Annotated in this window: 14 protein-coding genes; 11 read left to right on the plus strand and 3 right to left on the minus strand. The window is 40.0% G+C overall.

Translation table 11 applies throughout. The features are described from left to right. Positions 1-123: 123 nt before the first annotated feature. From B3297_RS03805 to guaB, 3 genes are all read right to left on the minus strand, one after another. Positions 124-954 (minus strand): DUF4290 domain-containing protein, encoded by an 831-nt coding sequence (locus tag B3297_RS03805; protein ID WP_070565986.1) that lies wholly within the window; start codon positions 952-954, stop codon positions 124-126. Between the two features lie 53 nt (positions 955-1,007). Then, a complete protein-coding gene (locus B3297_RS03810) occupies positions 1,008-3,287 on the minus strand; it encodes an ATP-dependent helicase (RefSeq protein WP_070565989.1) in 2,280 nt (759 codons plus the stop codon). A gap of 143 nt (positions 3,288-3,430) precedes the next feature. Then, complete coding sequence (gene guaB, locus B3297_RS03815; RefSeq protein WP_070565990.1) at positions 3,431-4,906, minus strand: IMP dehydrogenase; 1,476 nt, start codon at positions 4,904-4,906, stop codon at positions 3,431-3,433. Positions 4,907-5,131: 225 nt separating this feature from the next. On the opposite strand from guaB, the gene B3297_RS03820 reads away from it, so the two are divergent. The 11 genes from B3297_RS03820 (at position 5,132) to rodA (ending at position 18,530) form a co-directional block, all read left to right on the plus strand. After that, positions 5,132-5,605, plus strand: coding sequence for a hypothetical protein (locus B3297_RS03820; RefSeq protein WP_070565992.1), 474 nt, complete (start codon positions 5,132-5,134; stop codon positions 5,603-5,605). Positions 5,606-5,863: 258 nt separating this feature from the next. Further along, the gene (gene secDF / locus B3297_RS03825; RefSeq protein ID WP_070565994.1) at positions 5,864-8,845 is read left to right on the plus strand and encodes a protein translocase subunit SecDF; all 2,982 of its coding nucleotides are present in this window, start codon (positions 5,864-5,866) and stop codon (positions 8,843-8,845) included. Positions 8,846-8,960: 115 nt separating this feature from the next. Next, on the plus strand, positions 8,961-9,398 hold the full coding sequence (locus B3297_RS03830; protein WP_070565996.1) for a MarR family winged helix-turn-helix transcriptional regulator: 438 nt from the start codon (positions 8,961-8,963) through the stop codon (positions 9,396-9,398). 2 nt (positions 9,399-9,400) lie between these two features. Next, positions 9,401-10,405 (plus strand): NAD(P)/FAD-dependent oxidoreductase, encoded by a 1,005-nt coding sequence (locus B3297_RS03835; RefSeq protein WP_070565998.1) that lies wholly within the window; start codon positions 9,401-9,403, stop codon positions 10,403-10,405. 2 nt (positions 10,406-10,407) lie between these two features. Further along, on the plus strand, positions 10,408-10,740 hold the full coding sequence (locus tag B3297_RS03840; protein ID WP_070566000.1) for a 2Fe-2S iron-sulfur cluster-binding protein: 333 nt from the start codon (positions 10,408-10,410) through the stop codon (positions 10,738-10,740). A 253-nt stretch (positions 10,741-10,993) separates the two neighbouring features. Continuing rightward, entirely contained in the window at positions 10,994-12,304 is a 1,311-nt protein-coding gene (locus tag B3297_RS03845; protein ID WP_070566001.1) for an NAD(P)/FAD-dependent oxidoreductase, read from the plus strand. 475 nt (positions 12,305-12,779) lie between these two features. Beyond that, entirely contained in the window at positions 12,780-13,805 is a 1,026-nt protein-coding gene (locus B3297_RS03850; protein ID WP_046671815.1) for a rod shape-determining protein, read from the plus strand. A gap of 91 nt (positions 13,806-13,896) precedes the next feature. Next, positions 13,897-14,739 (plus strand): rod shape-determining protein MreC, encoded by an 843-nt coding sequence (gene mreC / locus B3297_RS03855; protein WP_070566004.1) that lies wholly within the window; start codon positions 13,897-13,899, stop codon positions 14,737-14,739. Further along, positions 14,732-15,250: a hypothetical protein gene (locus tag B3297_RS03860; protein ID WP_046671817.1), complete on the plus strand. Its 519-nt coding sequence runs from the start codon at positions 14,732-14,734 to the stop codon at positions 15,248-15,250. Before mreC ends, B3297_RS03860 begins: the two co-directional genes overlap by 8 nt. A gap of 27 nt (positions 15,251-15,277) precedes the next feature. Next, positions 15,278-17,260, plus strand: a complete 1,983-nt coding sequence (gene mrdA / locus B3297_RS03865; RefSeq protein WP_046671818.1) for a penicillin-binding protein 2 — start codon at positions 15,278-15,280, stop codon at positions 17,258-17,260. Further along, positions 17,253-18,530: a rod shape-determining protein RodA gene (gene rodA, locus B3297_RS03870; protein ID WP_286767644.1), complete on the plus strand. Its 1,278-nt coding sequence runs from the start codon at positions 17,253-17,255 to the stop codon at positions 18,528-18,530. The genes mrdA and rodA overlap by 8 nt, the downstream gene beginning before the upstream one ends. Positions 18,531-18,544: the final 14 nt, after the last annotated feature.

Genomic DNA, 18,544 nt, shown 5'->3' on the forward strand with positions numbered 1-18,544 from the left:
TCGGAGACCAAAGAACCTTGTTTTTTTATAAAACAGCGCGATTCTTAAAAAAAGAAGGCAATTGTAAAGAAATCTGTTAATCACTTCGCAATTGCCTGCTTCTTTAAACAAAATCTTTAAGAACTAGCCTCGTTTATTATTATAATTACCCTGCGGCTTTCTGTTTCTGTTATTGTTGTTATTGTTGTCCCTACCGTAGCTGTTGTTATTGTTGTCTCGACTATAGCTGTTGTTATTGCTTCCGTAGTTATTGCGCTTCGTATTATTGTTGTTGTTACTTGTCATACGAGGCTTGCCTCCACCTTTCGACTGGTGACCGGAATTATTATTATTGTTATTGTTATTATTTCCGCCTGAGTTACTGTTAGCCGGACCTTTAACGCGATTTCCCGGAGGCGGAGTTTTAAAGTCAAGTTTGGTCAATACGGTACCTTCTGGTAAGGTCAATTGATAACCTGACAACTCTTTGAGATCCTGGATGATCAACTCGTCTGAAACAGAATCCTTATTCCAGGTCAGGTAAGCCATTTTCATAAAATTAGCGATACCGATGACCATCTGCTCTCTTTTGGCTTCGTCATTGGCCAATAACGCCTTTTCAATCATTTTCTCTACGGTAAAACCATAGTGCTTGAATCTAATGGAATGCTGCGGATAGCCTAAATGCTCAACTTCGTGTTTCACACTTTTCGCTGTGGCAATTGGATAAGGCGAGTCGATATCCAATTTAAAATCAGAGATAATCTGTAGGTGATCCCACAGTTTATGTTTAAAATCAGACACGTCTCTCAAATGTGGGTTCAATACCCCCATCATATCGATTACAATCTGCGCATGTTTATTTCTTTCTTCCTTTGTGGGTAAAGTACAGATGTAATCTACCATATTTTGCACATTGCGACCATATTCTGCAAGGATCAATTTTGGTCTAGTGCTGTTGTAGTCAAAGTTCATATAGCTAATATAAGTACCTAATTAAACGATTAAGATATCGTTTTGGTATTTTATTATTGAATTATTCTAAGTTTTGCAAATTTAAGCAACAATTGTTTCTGTCCCAATTCCTTAAAGAAAATAGTTGCTTTTATATCTCCTTTGTTTCCTTCGAGATTCACAACTTTGCCAAATCCAAAGCGTTCATGTTCAACTTCCATGCCGACCTGAAGATTTGATGTATCTGAAGGAGCAAAACCCGCAGTAGGTTTGTGGGCTTTCGGCAGTATCGATGTCGTTTTAACCATGGGCTTAGGCTTAGGTTTAGAAAACGTATCATCACTGTCCTTTTGCTGCCATGCAATTCGTTCGCCTTGAAAACTTCCGGCTGAGGCAGAAGTTTGTCGTGGTTTAAAATCCAATGCAAGACATGCCGGATTCAATTCATCCAAGAAGCGACTGGGTTCGCAGTTATTCAGCGTTCCCCAACGATATCGCGAAGTAGCATACGAAAGTAGTAATTTTTTTTCAGCTCTCGTAACGGCAACATAAAAAAGTCTTCGTTCCTCTTCCAGTTCCGACCTGGAATTCAACGACAACTGGGAAGGAAATAGGTTTTCTTCTAAGCCTACAATAAAAACAATCGGAAATTCCAAGCCTTTGGAAGAGTGGATGGTCATCAATGATACAGTATCCGCATTTGGATCTTTATCATTATCGTCGTTTGTCAACAGGGCAATATCCTGCATATAGACATCAAGTCCACGTTCTTCGATATCTTCCCGTTCCGAAAATTCCTTGATACCATTGAGGAGTTCCTGGATATTTTCGTAACGCGCCAGCCCCTCTACCGATTTGTCTTCGTACAATTCTTTCAGAATACCGCAGTGCTGCGCAATATGCATTGCGGTATCAAATGCGTTATTGTTTTTGGCCAGGGCCTGAAAACTCTGAATCATCTGTGCAAAACCACCGACAGACGTTGCGCTACGCCCATCTAGAAACTGGGCTGCATTTGCAACAACATCCCATATACGATACTGATTCTGATCTGCAGCGATCATGATCTTTTCTATCGTCGTATCCCCTATCCCTCTACGCGGGTAATTGATCACACGCTTGAGTGCTTCCTCATCATTCGGGTTGAAGGTAAGTCTGAAATACGCGATCAGATCTTTAATTTCTTTCCGTTGATAAAAAGACGTACCACCATAGATTTTATAAGGGATATTGATTTTGCGTAAGGCCTCCTCCATAGCCCTGGATTGGGCATTGGTACGATACAGAATAGCAAAATCCTTATAATTAAGCCCTTTTAACGATTTCTCTTCAATGATCTGGTCAGCGACGATCTTACCTTCCTCATTGTCAGAGAAAGCACGTGAAACCTTGATCTTTTCGCCTTCTTCATTATCCGAGAAAACATTTTTCTCCAATTGATTCTGATTATTGGCAATCACCGAATTGGCCGCATTCACGATCATCTTCGTAGATCGATAATTCTGCTCCAGTTTAAAGATCTTCACATCCGGATAATCTTTTTGGAAATTCAGGATATTCTGAATATTTGCGCCACGAAATGCATAGATTGATTGTGCATCATCCCCAACCACACAGATATTTTCGTTGACTGCTGCCAGGCGTTTGACAATAAGGTATTGCGAGAAGTTGGTATCCTGGTACTCATCGACCATCAAGTAACGAAATTGATGCTGGTATTTATGCAGTACCTCTGGATGTTTATTTAACAATACATTCGTTTTAAACAACAGATCATCAAAATCCATTGCCCCAGCACGGTAACAGCGCTGTGCATAGGTCATATAAATCTGTCCCAGTTGACCACGACCATTGGAAATATCCTCGGCCAATATGGCTTCATTCTTATTATATTCCTGCGGTGAGATCAGGTTATTTTTTGCCTGTGAGATACGTCCGTACACATGATTGACATTATACAGCTTATCATCGAGATTCATTTCCTTTAAAATGGCACGCAACAAACTTTTGGTATCATCCGTATCGTAGATGGTAAAGTTTCTGGGATAACCGATCAATTCAGCTTCTACACGGAGTATTTTTGCAAACACCGAGTGGAATGTTCCCATCCAAATATTTTTCGCTTCGCTCCCAACAACAGAAACGATACGCGCGCGCATCTCTTTGGCCGCTTTGTTGGTAAATGTTAATACCAAGATATTGAATGGATCAACACCTTTTCGAATCAAGTGTGCGACACGATAGGTAATGACCCGTGTTTTTCCTGAACCAGCTCCCGCAACAATCATCACAGGACCTTCTGTTTGCTCTACGGCTCCTCGTTGTGAAGGGTTTAAACCCGCTAAATAATCCAAATTAACTCCTTAAATTTTAAAACCTGAGAATAGGGTATAAAAGTACAAATTTCCTGTTGATCACTTAGGCTATTTTGCTAATATTTTTACACAAAAAAAACCGATAATCAAGATTATCGGTTTTTATATGCTCCAAGCAATATCTAGCCTCTGCTGTTATAATTTGGTGCTTCTTTCGTAATGGAAATATTATGTGGATGGGACTCTCTCAGCCCTGCTCCTGTAATACGAACAAATTGTGCTTCCTGTAATCTTTCGATTGTAGCAGCACCACAGTAGCCCATAGAAGCGCGTAATCCACCAATGTATTGATAAACAACCTCAGCCAATGTACCTTTATAGGGAACACGTCCCACAATACCTTCGGGAACCAATTTTTTGATATCATCTTCTACGTCTTGGAAATAACGATCTTTCGATCCTTTTTCCATGGCTTCGATTGAGCCCATGCCGCGGTAAGATTTAAACTTACGTCCTTCATAGATAATTGTCTCTCCAGGAGCTTCTTCCACGCCTGCGAATAGAGAACCAGCCATAATTGTGCTTGCTCCAGCTGCGATTGCTTTCGCAATATCACCAGTCTGTTTGATACCTCCGTCTGCGATCAATGGCACGCCAGTTCCTTTAAGGGCTTTGGCAACTTCATATACGGCATAAAGCTGCGGAACACCAACACCAGCAATAATACGGGTTGTACAGATAGAGCCCGGTCCGATACCTACTTTTACAGCATCTGCACCTGCTTCAGCCAAAGCTGTTGCTGCTGCACCTGTTGCAATATTTCCAACGATTACCTGTAGGTCAGGGAACTGCGATTTCACCAATTTCAACTTATCGATTACACCTTTAGAATGCCCATGTGCTGTATCGATTGTAACCACATCCACACCTGCTTTCACCAAAGCCTCCACGCGGTCAAGGGTATCTGGTGTAACGCCTACTGCCGCACCAACCAATAAACGACCATGGCTATCTTTGGCAGCATTTGGGTAATGCTTATATTTTTGTATATCTTTAAAGGTAATCAAGCCTTTCAAAATACCTTCTTCATTGACTACTGGAAGTTTTTCGATTTTTTCGTTTTGAAGAATTTCTTCCGCTTTCACTAAATCCGTTCCTTCGGGAGCAACCACAAGATTTTCCTTGGTCATCAATTCATTGATGGGACGGCTCATATCTTTTTGGAAACGAAGATCACGATTCGTCACAATACCGACCAATTGACCTTTTTCGTTCACAACAGGGATTCCACCAATCTTGTGCTCCTTCATAATATTGAAGGCATCACCCACCGTTGCTGTTGCCAATAACGTAACTGGATCCTGAATCATACCGCTCTCAGAGCGTTTTACTTTACGTACTTCAGCAGCTTGTTCTGCAATAGTCATGTTCTTATGTAACATACCAATACCGCCAGCTTGTGCAATCGCAATCGCCAAATCAGCACCGGTTACCGTATCCATTGCTGCAGAAACCAATGGAATATTTAATTTGATTTTTTTTGTTAGCGAAGTGCTCGTATCAACGTCACGGGGTAAAATTTCAGAATAAGCTGGAATTAATAAGACGTCGTCGTAAGTGAGACCTTCTGCTACGAATTTTTGTGGATCTAATTGCATGGCAAATATGTATTGGGTTTTCTATTTGCCAGGCAAATTTAAGAAAAATAAGCAATAATAAAAAATAAAAGATACAAATTACAATCGGAAGACAAATTAGAAACGTTATGAATTAAGACTACATGACGGCCCCTATGTTGGCAATATCATTTTTTGGCAAGCTATTTGCTTTTGTGTAACACGAAAAGTTATTTTAATTAATGAAAATATAAAGATAAGATAATTATGAAAAAGACATTACTCTCATTAGCTGCCGTCGCAGCATTAGCATTTGGCGCACAGGAAGCGAAAGCTCAGTCTCCATTCAGATCAGCGATAGGTGTTGTATTCGATGGTACAACAACTGACTTATGGGGTGTTCAATATAAGCAATCTTTTGGCGGTGCCAACATGGGACAAGCACAGGTGATGTTTGACGACCACGTGGTTGCTGTAGGTGCAGACTACCAATATGCAAGACCCTTCCAAGGCGTGAATGGTTTGGGATGGTATGCCGGCGTTGGTGCACAATTGACATTTATCGACGTAGGAGATAATATTACAAATGTTGCTTTACGTCCTCAACTAGGTTTGGAATTCAAAATTCCAGTTGCTCCGATTGCTTTCCACGCAGACTGGAAACCAGACTGGAGATTGAACCACAATAGTGATTTTGATGCATCAACATTTTCTTTTGGTATCAAATACACATTGAAATAATATAAGCAACTAAACAGTGTAAAAAGGTCCTTCTCGTCTTGAGTAGGGCCTTTTTTTATAAATAAAATCAATTAATATTTCTTTTTTTCTTCAATTCTCCTATTTTTATGCCGTTGACCTAATTGGCATAAATAAAACTTTTCATTCTACAAAAATTTTATACCTTTGCCATTCTTGGTAAAATGTGATTAAACGAGAACTAATTATCAATTACATAAACAGTATTTAACATTAAAATTAATACAATTATAACAGACGATGCAAGGTAAAGGGCTGATTAAACTTTTAGTGATAGTGGTGTCATTAGCGTGTCTATACTCCCTATCATTTACTTGGGTGACCCGCAATGTGGAGCGAGATGCTGAGAATTTTGCCAAAGGAGACTTGGCGAAAGAGAAAAGCTACCTCGACTCAATGGCCGGTGAAGTAGTGTACAATTTAGGTTTTGCAAAATACACCTATCGGGAAGCTAAAGCAAATGAACTCGCTTTGGGATTGGATTTGAAAGGCGGTATGAACGTAACCATGGAGATCTCATTGGACGAATTGATCCGCAATTTGGCGAACAATCCAAAAGATGAGAAATTCAACAAAGCGTTGGAGCAAGCAGTAGCAAAAAGCAAAACGAGTGCAAAAACAGTCGTTGCTTTATTTATGGAGGAATACAAATCCATCGGTGCGACAACGCCACTTTCAACATTCTTCTCAACAAAAGACAATGCTTCTTTAATTAAACCGGGTGATTCAGACTCCAAAGTTGAATCATTCCTTCAAAAAGAAGCAGACAATGCCATCCAAAATTCTTACAAAGTACTTCGTACGCGTATCGACAAATTTGGCGTTGCATCTCCAAACATTCAAATTCAACAAGGTACAAACCGTATTTTAATCGAATTACCTGGTGTAAAAGATGAAAGCCGTGTTCGTAACCTATTACAAGGTTCAGCTAAATTGGAATTCTATGAGACCTATACGAATCAGGAAGTTTATCCAATATTAGAAAATATCGACAAAACTTTAGCTTCAACGTTAAAAGCTGCTCCAGCAGCTACGACAAATGCTGCTGCAGATACAAGCAAAAAATCTGATGATTTATTGTCTAATCTAACCGGTGGTAAGAAAGATGCTAAGAAAGACAGTGCTGCTGTAAATCTAGGTCAGAAAAATCCATTATTTGAAGTATTACGTCCAGCAGTTTATATGGGCGAAAACCAACAAATGGCGCTTATGCCAGGTTCAATGGTTGGTATTGCTTCTTTAAAAGATACAGCAAAAGTAAATGCTTATTTACAACGTCCAGAGGTAAAATCAATCCTACCTGGAAACTTAAAACTTTTATGGGCTGTAAAACCTGAGCAAAAGACACCTGAGCAACTATCATTATATGCAATTAAGGGGGCTGGACAAGACAACGGTGCTGTATTGACAGGAGATGTCATTACGGATGCAACAGCAAACTTTGATGAGAAAAATCAACCTGTGGTTGGTATGCAAATGAACAGCGAAGGTGCACGTGAATGGAAGAAAATTACTGCAAAAGCGGCTCAAAACAGAGATGCAATTGCGATCGTTCTTGATAATGTGGTTTATTCTGCTCCTTCTGTAAACGGTGAAATCCCAAATGGTAGTTCATCAATCTCTGGATCCTTTACGGTAGAAGACACCAAAGATTTAGCAAACGTATTGAAAGCAGGTCGTCTTCCGACAACTGCTAAAATCGTTGAAGAAGCTATTGTGGGACCTACTCTAGGTCAGGCTGCCATCGATGCGGGTGTTAACTCTGCTGTTATCGGTATTATCGTAGTAATGATCTTTATGATCGCTTACTACAATACTGCAGGTATCGTGGCAAACATCGCGGTGTTGTTAAACGTATTTATCATTATGGGGGTATTGGCATCCTTAAATGCTGTACTCACCTTACCGGGTATCGCGGGTATCGTATTAACGATGGGTACTGCGGTCGATGCGAACGTCTTGATTTATGAACGTATCCGTGAAGAACTGGGCTTAGGAAAATCGATCCGTCAGGCTGTTGCAGATGGTTACAAACACGCTTTACCTTCCATCTTGGATTCGCAGATCACAACGTTTTTGATCGGTATTATCTTATTCTTATTTGGTAGCGGTCCAATCTTAGGTTTCGCAACAACATTAATGGTGGGTATCATTACTTCATTGTTTACTGCGATCCTTGTTACTCGTGTTATTTTCGAATGGATGTTGGCGAAAGATTTCAAAATCAAAGTCTCTTTCCCTTGGTCTGCAAATACCTTGCATAATGCAAACTTTAAATTCGTTCAGAAACGTAAAATCTTTTATGCGATTTCAATCGTTGCCGTGTTAATTTCTGCGGCATCAATTTTCACAAAAGGATTCAGTTTAGGTGTAGACTTCCAAGGTGGCCGTACGTATACTGTCCGTTATGATAAACCTGTGGACTTGGAAGCTGTACGTACAAACTTGGATGATATCTTCCAGAAAACAACTGAAGTAAAAGTCTTTGGTGCATCCAACCAACTGCGTATAACAACAACTTACCATATCGAAGAAACTTCGGACACTGCTGATAAAGAGGTATTGGACAAATTAAACCAAGGTTTATCAAAAGTAGATGCTTCCAATAAACATGAGATCCTTTCGTCTCAAAAAGTTGGACCAAGTATCGCTACCGACATCAAATCTAGAGCAACCAGTTCCGCAGTTTTCTCTATCATCATTGTTGCAGCTTACATCCTGATCCGTTTCCATAAATGGGAATATTCAGTTGGAGCAGCTATTGCAACAATTCACGATGCGATTATTTTATTGGGATTATTCTCAATTTTGGATGGTATCGTACCATTCTCATTGGATATTGACCAACACTTTGTGGCAGCGATATTAACTGTAATTGCCTACTCGGTGAATGATACAGTGGTTGTATTTGACCGTTTACGTGAATTCGTATCGAAACCAAATGCGCATAATGAAGATCTAGGCGATGTGGTAAACCATGCGATAAACTCTACTTTAAGTAGAACAATCATCACATCATTGACAATCGTGTTTGTGCTTGCTGTATTGTTTATCTTTGGTGGTGAAGTTATCCGTGGATTCTCATTCGCAATCTTAATCGGTGTTATCGTAGGTACATATTCATCGATTATCTTAGCGGCACCTTCGGTATATGACTTACGTAAAGGAAAGCATTTAGCAGAAGGTAATACAGCTAAAAAAGCTGAAGTCGTAAGACCATAATAGCTAATGTTAATAAAATAAAGAAGGGCGTTCGAATGAACGCCCTTTTTTTATTGCATTCAAATTACTTGTCACACTAAATATTTTAAATATATTTGTTACACTAAATATTTGTATGCTAAACGAAAAATTTGACCGCTACTCTTTCATCTTGGACCAAACGGCCAAGAAAGTAAAACAGTTCGCCCAATCTTCTTTTGCGGAGAAAGGATTTGATATTACTGTAGACCAATGGACCATCTTAAAGGCTTTATACGAAACAGATCAACTTTCACAAAAAGAATTGGCAAAGCGCTGCGGAAAAGACCAGCCCACACTGACACGGATCGTTGATATCCTTCTTAAAAAAAACCTGGCCGAGCGGATCACTGACGAAACGGACCGTCGGAGTCTATACCTCCATTTGACAGAAGAGGGAAAATTAAAAGTAGCATCGCTTACGCCAATTGTTACGGAGATTCGCATGAAGGCCTGGGAAAATCTAGCAGACGAAGATTTCGAAGCTTTTACAAGAATTTTGAATACAATATATAACAACTTAAATATAGAATAGCTATGATAAATACGGATATCTGTATCATCGGAGCAGGACCTGTTGGCCTATTCGCAGTTTTTGAAGCTGGACTTTTAAAAATGCGCTGCCATTTGATCGATGTACTACCTCAAGTGGGCGGTCAGCTTTCGGAGATCTACCCCCATAAACCTATCTACGACATTCCCGGTTATCCAAGTATCACTGCGCAGGAGTTGATCGATAAACAGCTTGAACAGATTAAACCCTTTGACCCCACATTCACCTTAGGCGAGCGTGTGGAACATATCACAAAACAGGACGACGGTTCTTTTATCGTAGAAACCAATGATCATACGATGGTCCATACACAGGTCATTGTCATTGCCGGGGGATTAGGTTGCTTTGAACCGCGCAAGCCAGAAATCCCAAACCTTCATCTCTTTGAAGGAAAAGGCGTCGATTATATGGTAAAAGATCCCGCCAAATACCGGGATAAAAAAATCGTCATTGCCGGTGGCGGTGACTCCGCGCTCGACTGGACTTTCCATCTTGCAGATATTGCGCAACAGGTCACTTTAATCCACCGAAGTGACTCCTTCAGGGGTGCCCCAGACTCGGCTGAGAAAGTGTTCAAATTGGCCCAGCAGGGTAAGATCAACCTATTATTGTCTCACAATCTGACCAATATCCATGGCAATGGCTACTTGTCCCATGTTGAAACCACAAATAAAGAAAAAGAAGTCATTGCTACAGATGCAGACTATTTTATTCCTTTATATGGTCTTACACCGAAGCTTGGTCCAATTGCAGATTGGGGATTAAATATCGATAAAAATGCCATAGCGGTCGATACGTTCGATTACTCGACCAATATCGAACGAATCTATGCTATTGGAGACATCAACACTTATCCAGGTAAACTGAAACTCATTCTTTGTGGGTACCATGAGGCTGCACTAATGTGTCAAAGTGCGTTCAAATTTGTGTATCCAGATCAAAAATTGACATTCAAATACACAACAGTAAACGGTATAAATACTTTCTAGCCATGGACGATAATTTAATTCAAGTCACTGTTATAGATCGGGATGGGACCGAAAATATCCTGGAAGTTCCGACCGATATCAATCTTTCACTCATGGAGATTTTAAAGGCATCCGACTATGAAATATTGGCCACTTGCGGTGGTATGGCGCTGTGCGCTACCTGCCATGTCGAAGTTGTCGAAGGACTGCATACACTTCCCCAAGCGAGTGATCAAGAACTCGACATGCTGGACACGCTTCCGGATGCCGATGATCAAAGTCGACTTGCCTGTCAGCTGTATCTACACAATAACAACAACGGCATGAAAATCAAGATCAAAGGTGCGCTACAATAGTATCATCATTGTGTATAAAATACACAATGATGATACTATACATCGTTTTTTTTCAAAGGGTACAATGTACACTATAAAGAGCTAAAAATCAAACAACTACAAAACATATTATTGAAAGAATTAGCCTCTTTACAATAAAATTCACAACATATCAGCATAATAAATAAATATTTTTTAGCTTTTTGAGCCAAAATTTAAGATATTTGCAGCTTAATTCGATTGTACCGAATTTTTACAACAAACTATTAAAAATATGCCAAGCAATAGTTCAAATAGAAAATTCCCAAGAGTAATCATTATTGGTGCTGGATTTGGAGGAATTGAAGTTGCTAAAAAGCTTAAAAATAAGGAAGTTGAAGTTCTGTTGCTGGACAGAAATAACTTTCATACTTTTCAACCATTGATGTACCAAGTTGCCACGGGTACTCTTTCAGCGGACTCCATCTCCTTCCCTGTTCGCAAAATGTTCAAAGGTCAAGACAACTTTCATTTTAGACTTGCTGACGTAAAAAGCGTAGACAATGAAGCTAAAATTGTAAGAACAGATGTTGGTGATTTTGACTACGATTATTTAATTGTTGCGACAGGTGCTACCACGAACTTCTTCGGAAATCAGCAAATCACGAAATATGCTTTGCCGATGAAAAATATACAAGAAGCATTAAATATTCGAAGCTATGTTTTACAGAACCTCGAAGAAGCAGTGCGAATAGAAAACCCTGCTGATCGTAAAGCTAATTTGAACTTTGTTATTGTTGGAGGTGGTCCAACAGGTGTAGAACTTTCGGGAGCAATCGCAGAAATTAAAAACAATGTTCTTGAGAAAGATTATCCAGAATTGAAAAAATCTGAGATGTCGGTTTACCTGGTTGAAGGACTTCCAAAAGTATTGGCCAACTTATCTGAAAAATCTTCTAAAGATTCAGAAAAGTACCTCAAAGATTTGGGTGTAGAAGTCTTATTGAATGTTCAGGTAACTGGATATGATGGCAATTCAATTACTTTCGCCGATGGCAGAAGCATTGAAACAAAAACTGTTATCTGGGGAGCAGGTGTAGCTGGGCAGTATCCGAATGGTTTCAAAAAGGAGATTATCCAACGTGGTAACCGTATACAGACAGATGATCAATGCCGTGTTATTGATATGCCAGGGGTCTATGCTATTGGTGATGTTTCGGCATTTATCACAGATGATCTTCCTCGTGGCTTACCTGGTGTTGCACCGGTAGCGCAACAGCAGGGAGCATATGTTGCAAAACACATTCTCCAAACCATGTCCAATCAACCAACAGAGAAATTCAACTATTTTGATAAAGGATCCATGGCTACGGTAGGTCGTAACAAAGCTGTCGTCGACATGGGAAAAATCCATTTCAATGGATTCTTTGGCTGGATGACATGGATGTTTGTCCACTTGATGTCCATCTATGGATTCAGAAATAAATTGATCACATTCGTCAACTGGTCGATCAAATTTTTCACCAAAAACAGTGGCGTGCGTTTGATCTTCCACAAATATGATGAGCCAACTCCAGAGGAAAAACAAGCAGAAACTGCCCACTAACTTCCTATTGAATTCTAAATAAACATATTTCAGTAGCCCGACAGCGGCATTATCCCAAACGATAATGCCGCTGTTTCTTTTATCTTTATTAACCTTCTGAAGCTGTTTCTCTTCGCCATATTAACCTACTGAATAGGCTTCTAAAACGTTGTGACGGCTTCGCTTATCAGCTCTTCATAGTATTTGAGTCTTTAGCTAGTTTTCCAAAACCACCTTTTCACTTTTGGATTCTTGCTCCTTGTGCTCCATGATTTAAAAAACACCCACTTATTTCTTAATTTAACACGGCGTCCGATTAAAAATAACTTCAGCCGGGACGTAAGAATTACAGATTATATTCGTTAAATTTAAAGACAGTTTTTTCCAGATAGAATTTACTTTCAGAATATAGTTTTTTTTGATGTATAACCTCAAAAAGATTAATTTTTTTTGTGTAGGTTTGCATATTATTTTAAAATAGCTTAAGGATTAGCAGATGGGCTTATTTAATTGGTTTACGCAAGAAGTTGCGATTGACTTGGGTACTGCAAATACCCTAATAATTCATAATGACAAAGTAGTAGTGGATGAACCTTCTATTGTTGCATTTGACCGCACCACAAACAAAGTGATCGCCATTGGTCGCCAGGCCATGCAAATGGAAGGTAAAACACACGATAATATAAAGACAGTACGTCCTTTACGTGATGGAGTAATCGCTGATTTTACGGCAGCTGAACACTTGATCAGAGGTATGGTCAAATTGGTAAACAATGGTAAGAGCTGGTTTTTCCCTTCCCTACGTATGGTGGTTTGTATTCCTTCCGGTATTACGGAAGTAGAGAAAAGAGCTGTACGCGATTCAGCGGAAATTGCTGGTGCGAAAGAAGTCTACTTAATTCATGAACCCATGGCTGCTGCTGTCGGCATCGGAATTGATGTGGAAGAACCAATGGGTAATATGATTATCGATATCGGTGGTGGTACCACTGAAATTGCTGTCATCGCTTTATCGGGTATTGTGTGTGACCAATCTATTCGTGTTGCAGGTGATAACTTCGACTCAGACATCGTTCAATACATCAGAAGGCAACATAATATCATGATCGGTGAACGTACGGCTGAAAAAATAAAAATTGAAGTTGGTGCGGCTCTACCAGAGTTGCAGGAACCACCGGCGGATTTCGCTGTTCAAGGCCGTGATTTGATGACAGGTGTTCCTAAGCAAATTACTGTTTCTTATACCGAAATAGCGCATTGTCTGGATAAGTCCATATCAAAAATTGAGGAAGCCATCTTAAAAGCACTTGAAATCACTCCACCAGAATTATCAGCGGATATTTATCAAACAGGTATTTATCTTACCGGTGGTGGTGCATTGTTGCGTGGTTTGGACCGTCGTATACAAGCGAAAACTAAACTTCCAGTGCATATTGCTGAAGATCCATTACGTGCTGTTGTAAGAGGAACTGGTATTGCACTTAAAAATATTGGACGATTTAAATTCTTGATGCAATCATAACGTTCGATAATTAATAACAATATTTTATTAAAGAGCGATATAATATGCAAAACTATTATATCGCTTGCTTATTAAATACCCACATTAAAAAATGAGAAACCTTTGGTTATTCCTGAGACGATATAATGCATTCTTCTGGTTTATCCTATTTTTTGGATTCTCGTTATTTTTGGTGATCACCAACAATTCTTTCCAACGTAATTCTGTTTTAAATTCTTCAAATAGTATCATCGGAGGCCTGTATGCAAAGGTCAATTCCTGGAAAAGCTACCTGCACCTCGGGGAGACCAACGATGCACTTGCAAAGGAAAATGCACAACTGAGAAAGGACTTACAAGCCTATCGATCAACAGACAGCATCAAGATCGGTCCTGTCCCGGCAATCGATAGCAGTGAGTTTGGGCGTTACGAATTTATTATTGCAAATGTCATCAACAATAGCATTCACCAAAAGGCAAATACGATCACACTCGATAAAGGCAGCAAAGATGGTATAGAGCGAGGTATGGGTGTTATCGCTCCCAACGGAGTAGTTGGTATCGTATTGAATGTTTCCCAAAACTTCTCGACAGTGCAATCCCTATTGCATCCCGATACGCGTATATCCGTAACATTAGGCCACACCGAGGTTTTCGGCTCGTTGGTATGGGGCAATAGCATGGATTACCGCGCGGCAATGGTCAAGGAAATTCCAAACCATATCAAAGTCAACAAAGGAGATAAAGTGTACACCTCAGGATATTCAGGACATTTTCCAAAAGGAATTTTTGTTGGAACGGTCATTCAGACGGGGATCTCTTCAGGAGACGCTTTTTTGGATCTTAGACTATTGTTGAGTACCAATTTCTCCAACTTGCAACATGTCTACGTTGTAAAAGACCTGTTAAATAAAGAATTAAAGACACTAGAAGAATCGACAAAGGACAATGGCTAGGATTTTAATATTTAATATTATTCGATTTATCGTTTTGATAGGGATGCAAGTTTTCCTATTTCAAAATATCGGTTATTACAATCTGGTCGCTGCATTTCCTTATATCTTATTTATTTTTTTACTTCCTACAGGAACACCTAATTTCCTGGTGTATTTGATCGCATTTCTCACGGGACTTACCGTAGATTCGTTTTATGATACCCTTGGGGTCAATACCGCAGCCTGTGTTGCACTGGCAGCCTTCCGTATTTTCTTCATGAAAATTACGCTTGAAGTTGAAGAACGCGAATCTTTCTTTACCCCGATGTTGGGCTTCATGAATATTCGCTGGTTCTTTTCCTACATCTTTTTCGGAACATTGATTCATCATACATTTTTGTATCTCTTGGAATCTTTTTCCTTCCAGCACATCCAATACACCTTATTGAGTATCGTTTTAAGTTGTATATTTACAGTAATTATCATGCTATTATTTAGCATATTATTCTACAAAAAGAAAGATCGGTTGTAGTAAATCGATGGATAGAAATTCATTTCTATGAACAGTTTTTTTGCGCGTAAGTACGTCGTTTCAGGAATCTTTATTGCCATCACATTGACCTTGGTGGCCCGCTTATTCTATTTACAGATCATAGACGATTCCTATATACATTCCGCAAACAGCAATGTCATGCGCAAGGTCATTGTGTACCCCGCCAGAGGGGTTATTTTGGACCGAAAGGGAAAGGTATTGGTTCAGAACGAACCGGTATATGATCTTATGGTTACTCCACGTGAGGTGAAAGAAATCGACACCGCTTTGTTTTGCAAATTGATAGACATTGACAAGGAAGGCTTTATCAAACGGATGGAAAAGGCAAGAGTGCACTCGCCTTACCGTGCATCTATTTTTGAAAAACAGCTGTCTGTACGGACATGGGCTCAATATCAGGAATACCAATATCAATTTCGTGGTTTCTATGTTCAAAAAAGAACAATCCGAAGTTACCCCGACAGCATAGCAGCTCAATTTTTAGGATATGTAAGTGAGGTAAATGATAAAGATATTGAACGCTCCAATGGGTTTTATCGTAGTGGTGACTACATTGGTCGCAGTGGAGTAGAACGCTCTTATGAAGACCTTATTCGTGGAAAACGCGGTGTCAACAACTTAATGGTTGATGCGCTGAACCGTCCGAAAGGGGTATTTATGGAAGGGAAATACGACACACTTGCTGTTGCAGGGGAAGGACTGGTTTCCTCGTTGGATAAAGACCTTCAGATTCTTGGGGAGAACCTCATGAAAAATAAATTGGGATCCATTGTCGCCATTGAGCCTGCAACGGGTGAAATCTTGGCCTATGTCAGTAGCCCGAGTTACAACCCCAACATGATGGTCGGCAGGCAGTCTGGCAATAATTATATGAAATTATTGAAAGACGAAACCAAACCACTTTTTAACCGCCCTATTCAAGCCTCCTACCCTCCAGGCTCTGTATTTAAAGTTGTTTCAGCATTGACTGCGCAGCAGGCTGGTGTTATTGATCGTAATACCGTATTTTTCTGCCCACATGGATACAGCTATGGTGGTGGACGCGGCTGGATGGGCTGTACGCACTATCATGGATCAACCACATTACAGCGCTCTGTAGCCGTATCATGTAATACCTATTATGGTTTTACCTATGCTAAGATGATCGACGGACGTGGGCTTTCGGGACCTAAGGCCTACGATCTATGGCGCAATGCCGTGACACAGTTTGGAATTGGCCATAAACTAGGCATTGATCTACCGGGTGAAAAGCCGGGTTTACTGCCGACATCAGATTTTTATACCAAAAGATACGGTAACGATAAATGGCGTTCAAGTTTCAATATCTCCTTATCAATCGGACAAGGGGAAATGGGAATAACACCGTTGCAAATGGCCAACATTATGGCTATCGTTGCCAACAAAGGCTTTTATTACAGGCCCCATTTGATTAAAGGTATTGGTGCACAGAAAATTGCCAAGAAGGAATTTACCGAAAAAGTCAGTGCCGGAGTGGATGAGCGGTACTATCCTGTTGTTATCCAAGGGATGAGTGATGCTGTTAATACACCCGAAGGTACCGCTTGGGCCAATCGTATCCCGGGCATCGAAATGTGCGGAAAAACAGGTACAGCGCAAAACCCACATGGTGAAAACCATGCCGTTTTCTTTGCTTTTGCCCCACGAGAAAACCCTAAAATTGCTATTGCTGTCTTTGTTGAAAACGCGGGTTACGGTGGAACCTGGGCAGGACCTATCGCAAGTATGATGGTTGAGAAATACCTCAAAGACACGATAACTGCGCCAAAATATATTCAGGACCGCATTTATAAAGCAAATTTTCTTCCTGCACCCAAAAAAGTTGTGGATCCAAAGACTAAAGATGTAAAAAAGACAGACTCAGTCAAATCGAAAACTGACACGTTAAAATCAAAACGCCAGCTGGCAGCTTTAACAAAACCAAAGGAAACAATTGTTCACCATAGCGAGATAAAGAGAAGATATGAATAATCAAAAAACAAGTTTTTTTGGAAAGATAGACTGGCTAACCATCACGCTTTGGCTTGCGCTATGCTTAATCGGCTTATTCAATATCCGTGCAGCGGTGTTTAATCCTGAAATGCCCAATTTCTTTACCTTAGGAACCAATTATGGAAAACAGTCTTTATATCTTGTTTCCGCAATTATTCTAGGGGTATCCATTCTCATCATAGACGCGAAATTTTTCAGTTCCGCCTCACCGATATTTTATGGTATAACAGCTGTATTGCTTGTCATCGTGCTCGTGGTAGGGCGAAATGTCGGCGGAAACCAAGCGTGGATTGACCTAGGTTTTTTCCGCTTACAACCTTCTGAGTTTGCCAAACTTTCGACCTGTCTGCTCTTAGCTAACTTTTTGAGCGCTCAGAGCAATAAAGCACCGACCATGCAGACACTGGCCATGGGAGCCGGTATTGTCTTATTTCCTGTATTTTTAGTTATGCTGCAGCCCGATACGGGATCTGCCCTTGCGTTCTTTTCGTTGATTTTTGTATTCTATCGTGAAGGCTATGTAAATAATGAACTGCTTATATTTGGCGGGCTCTGCATTTTACTTTTTGTTCTTTCTTTATTGGTCAATCCTTGGATACTTATCTTGATTTTAGCATTGCTTATTGGCCTTGTCATGTGGAACTACCGCAAGAGAAGAAAATACATTATCAATCTCAGTATACTTTTTGCTGCATGCGCTGTATTTATTCTCTGTGTGGACCTGGTGTATGAGCATGTGCTACAACCTCATCAACGTGACCGTATTGACATTATCCTGGGTAAAATGGAAGACCCTAAAGGAAAAGGATATAATTTGAATCAATCGAAGATTGCAATTGGATCAGGACAGCTCCTAGGCAAGGGTTACCTGCAGGGAACGCAAACAAAATACAACTTTGTACCTGAGCAGAGCACGGACTTTATTTTTTGCACCGTTGGAGAAGAATGGGGATTTGTTGGATCGGTTACCTTATTACTTATCTATCTCACCCTACTGCTTCGCATTATTCATATAGCCGAACGACAGCGTTCAGCCTTCGCCAGGATATATGCATACGGTGTAGCGTCCATTCTCTTTTTTCACTTATTCATCAATATCGGTATGACCATCGGTATTGTTCCAGTTATCGGTATTCCGCTGCCTTTTATCAGTTATGGTGGTTCATCCTTATGGAGTTTCACCATTTTACTGTTCATCATGCTTAAATTTGATTCAAATAGAAAAGGAGTNNACTCCTTTTCTATTTGAATCAATATTTAATT

Source organism: Sphingobacterium sp. UBA3519, assembly GCF_002377215.1.
GTDB lineage: Bacteria > Bacteroidota > Bacteroidia > Sphingobacteriales > Sphingobacteriaceae > Sphingobacterium > Sphingobacterium multivorum.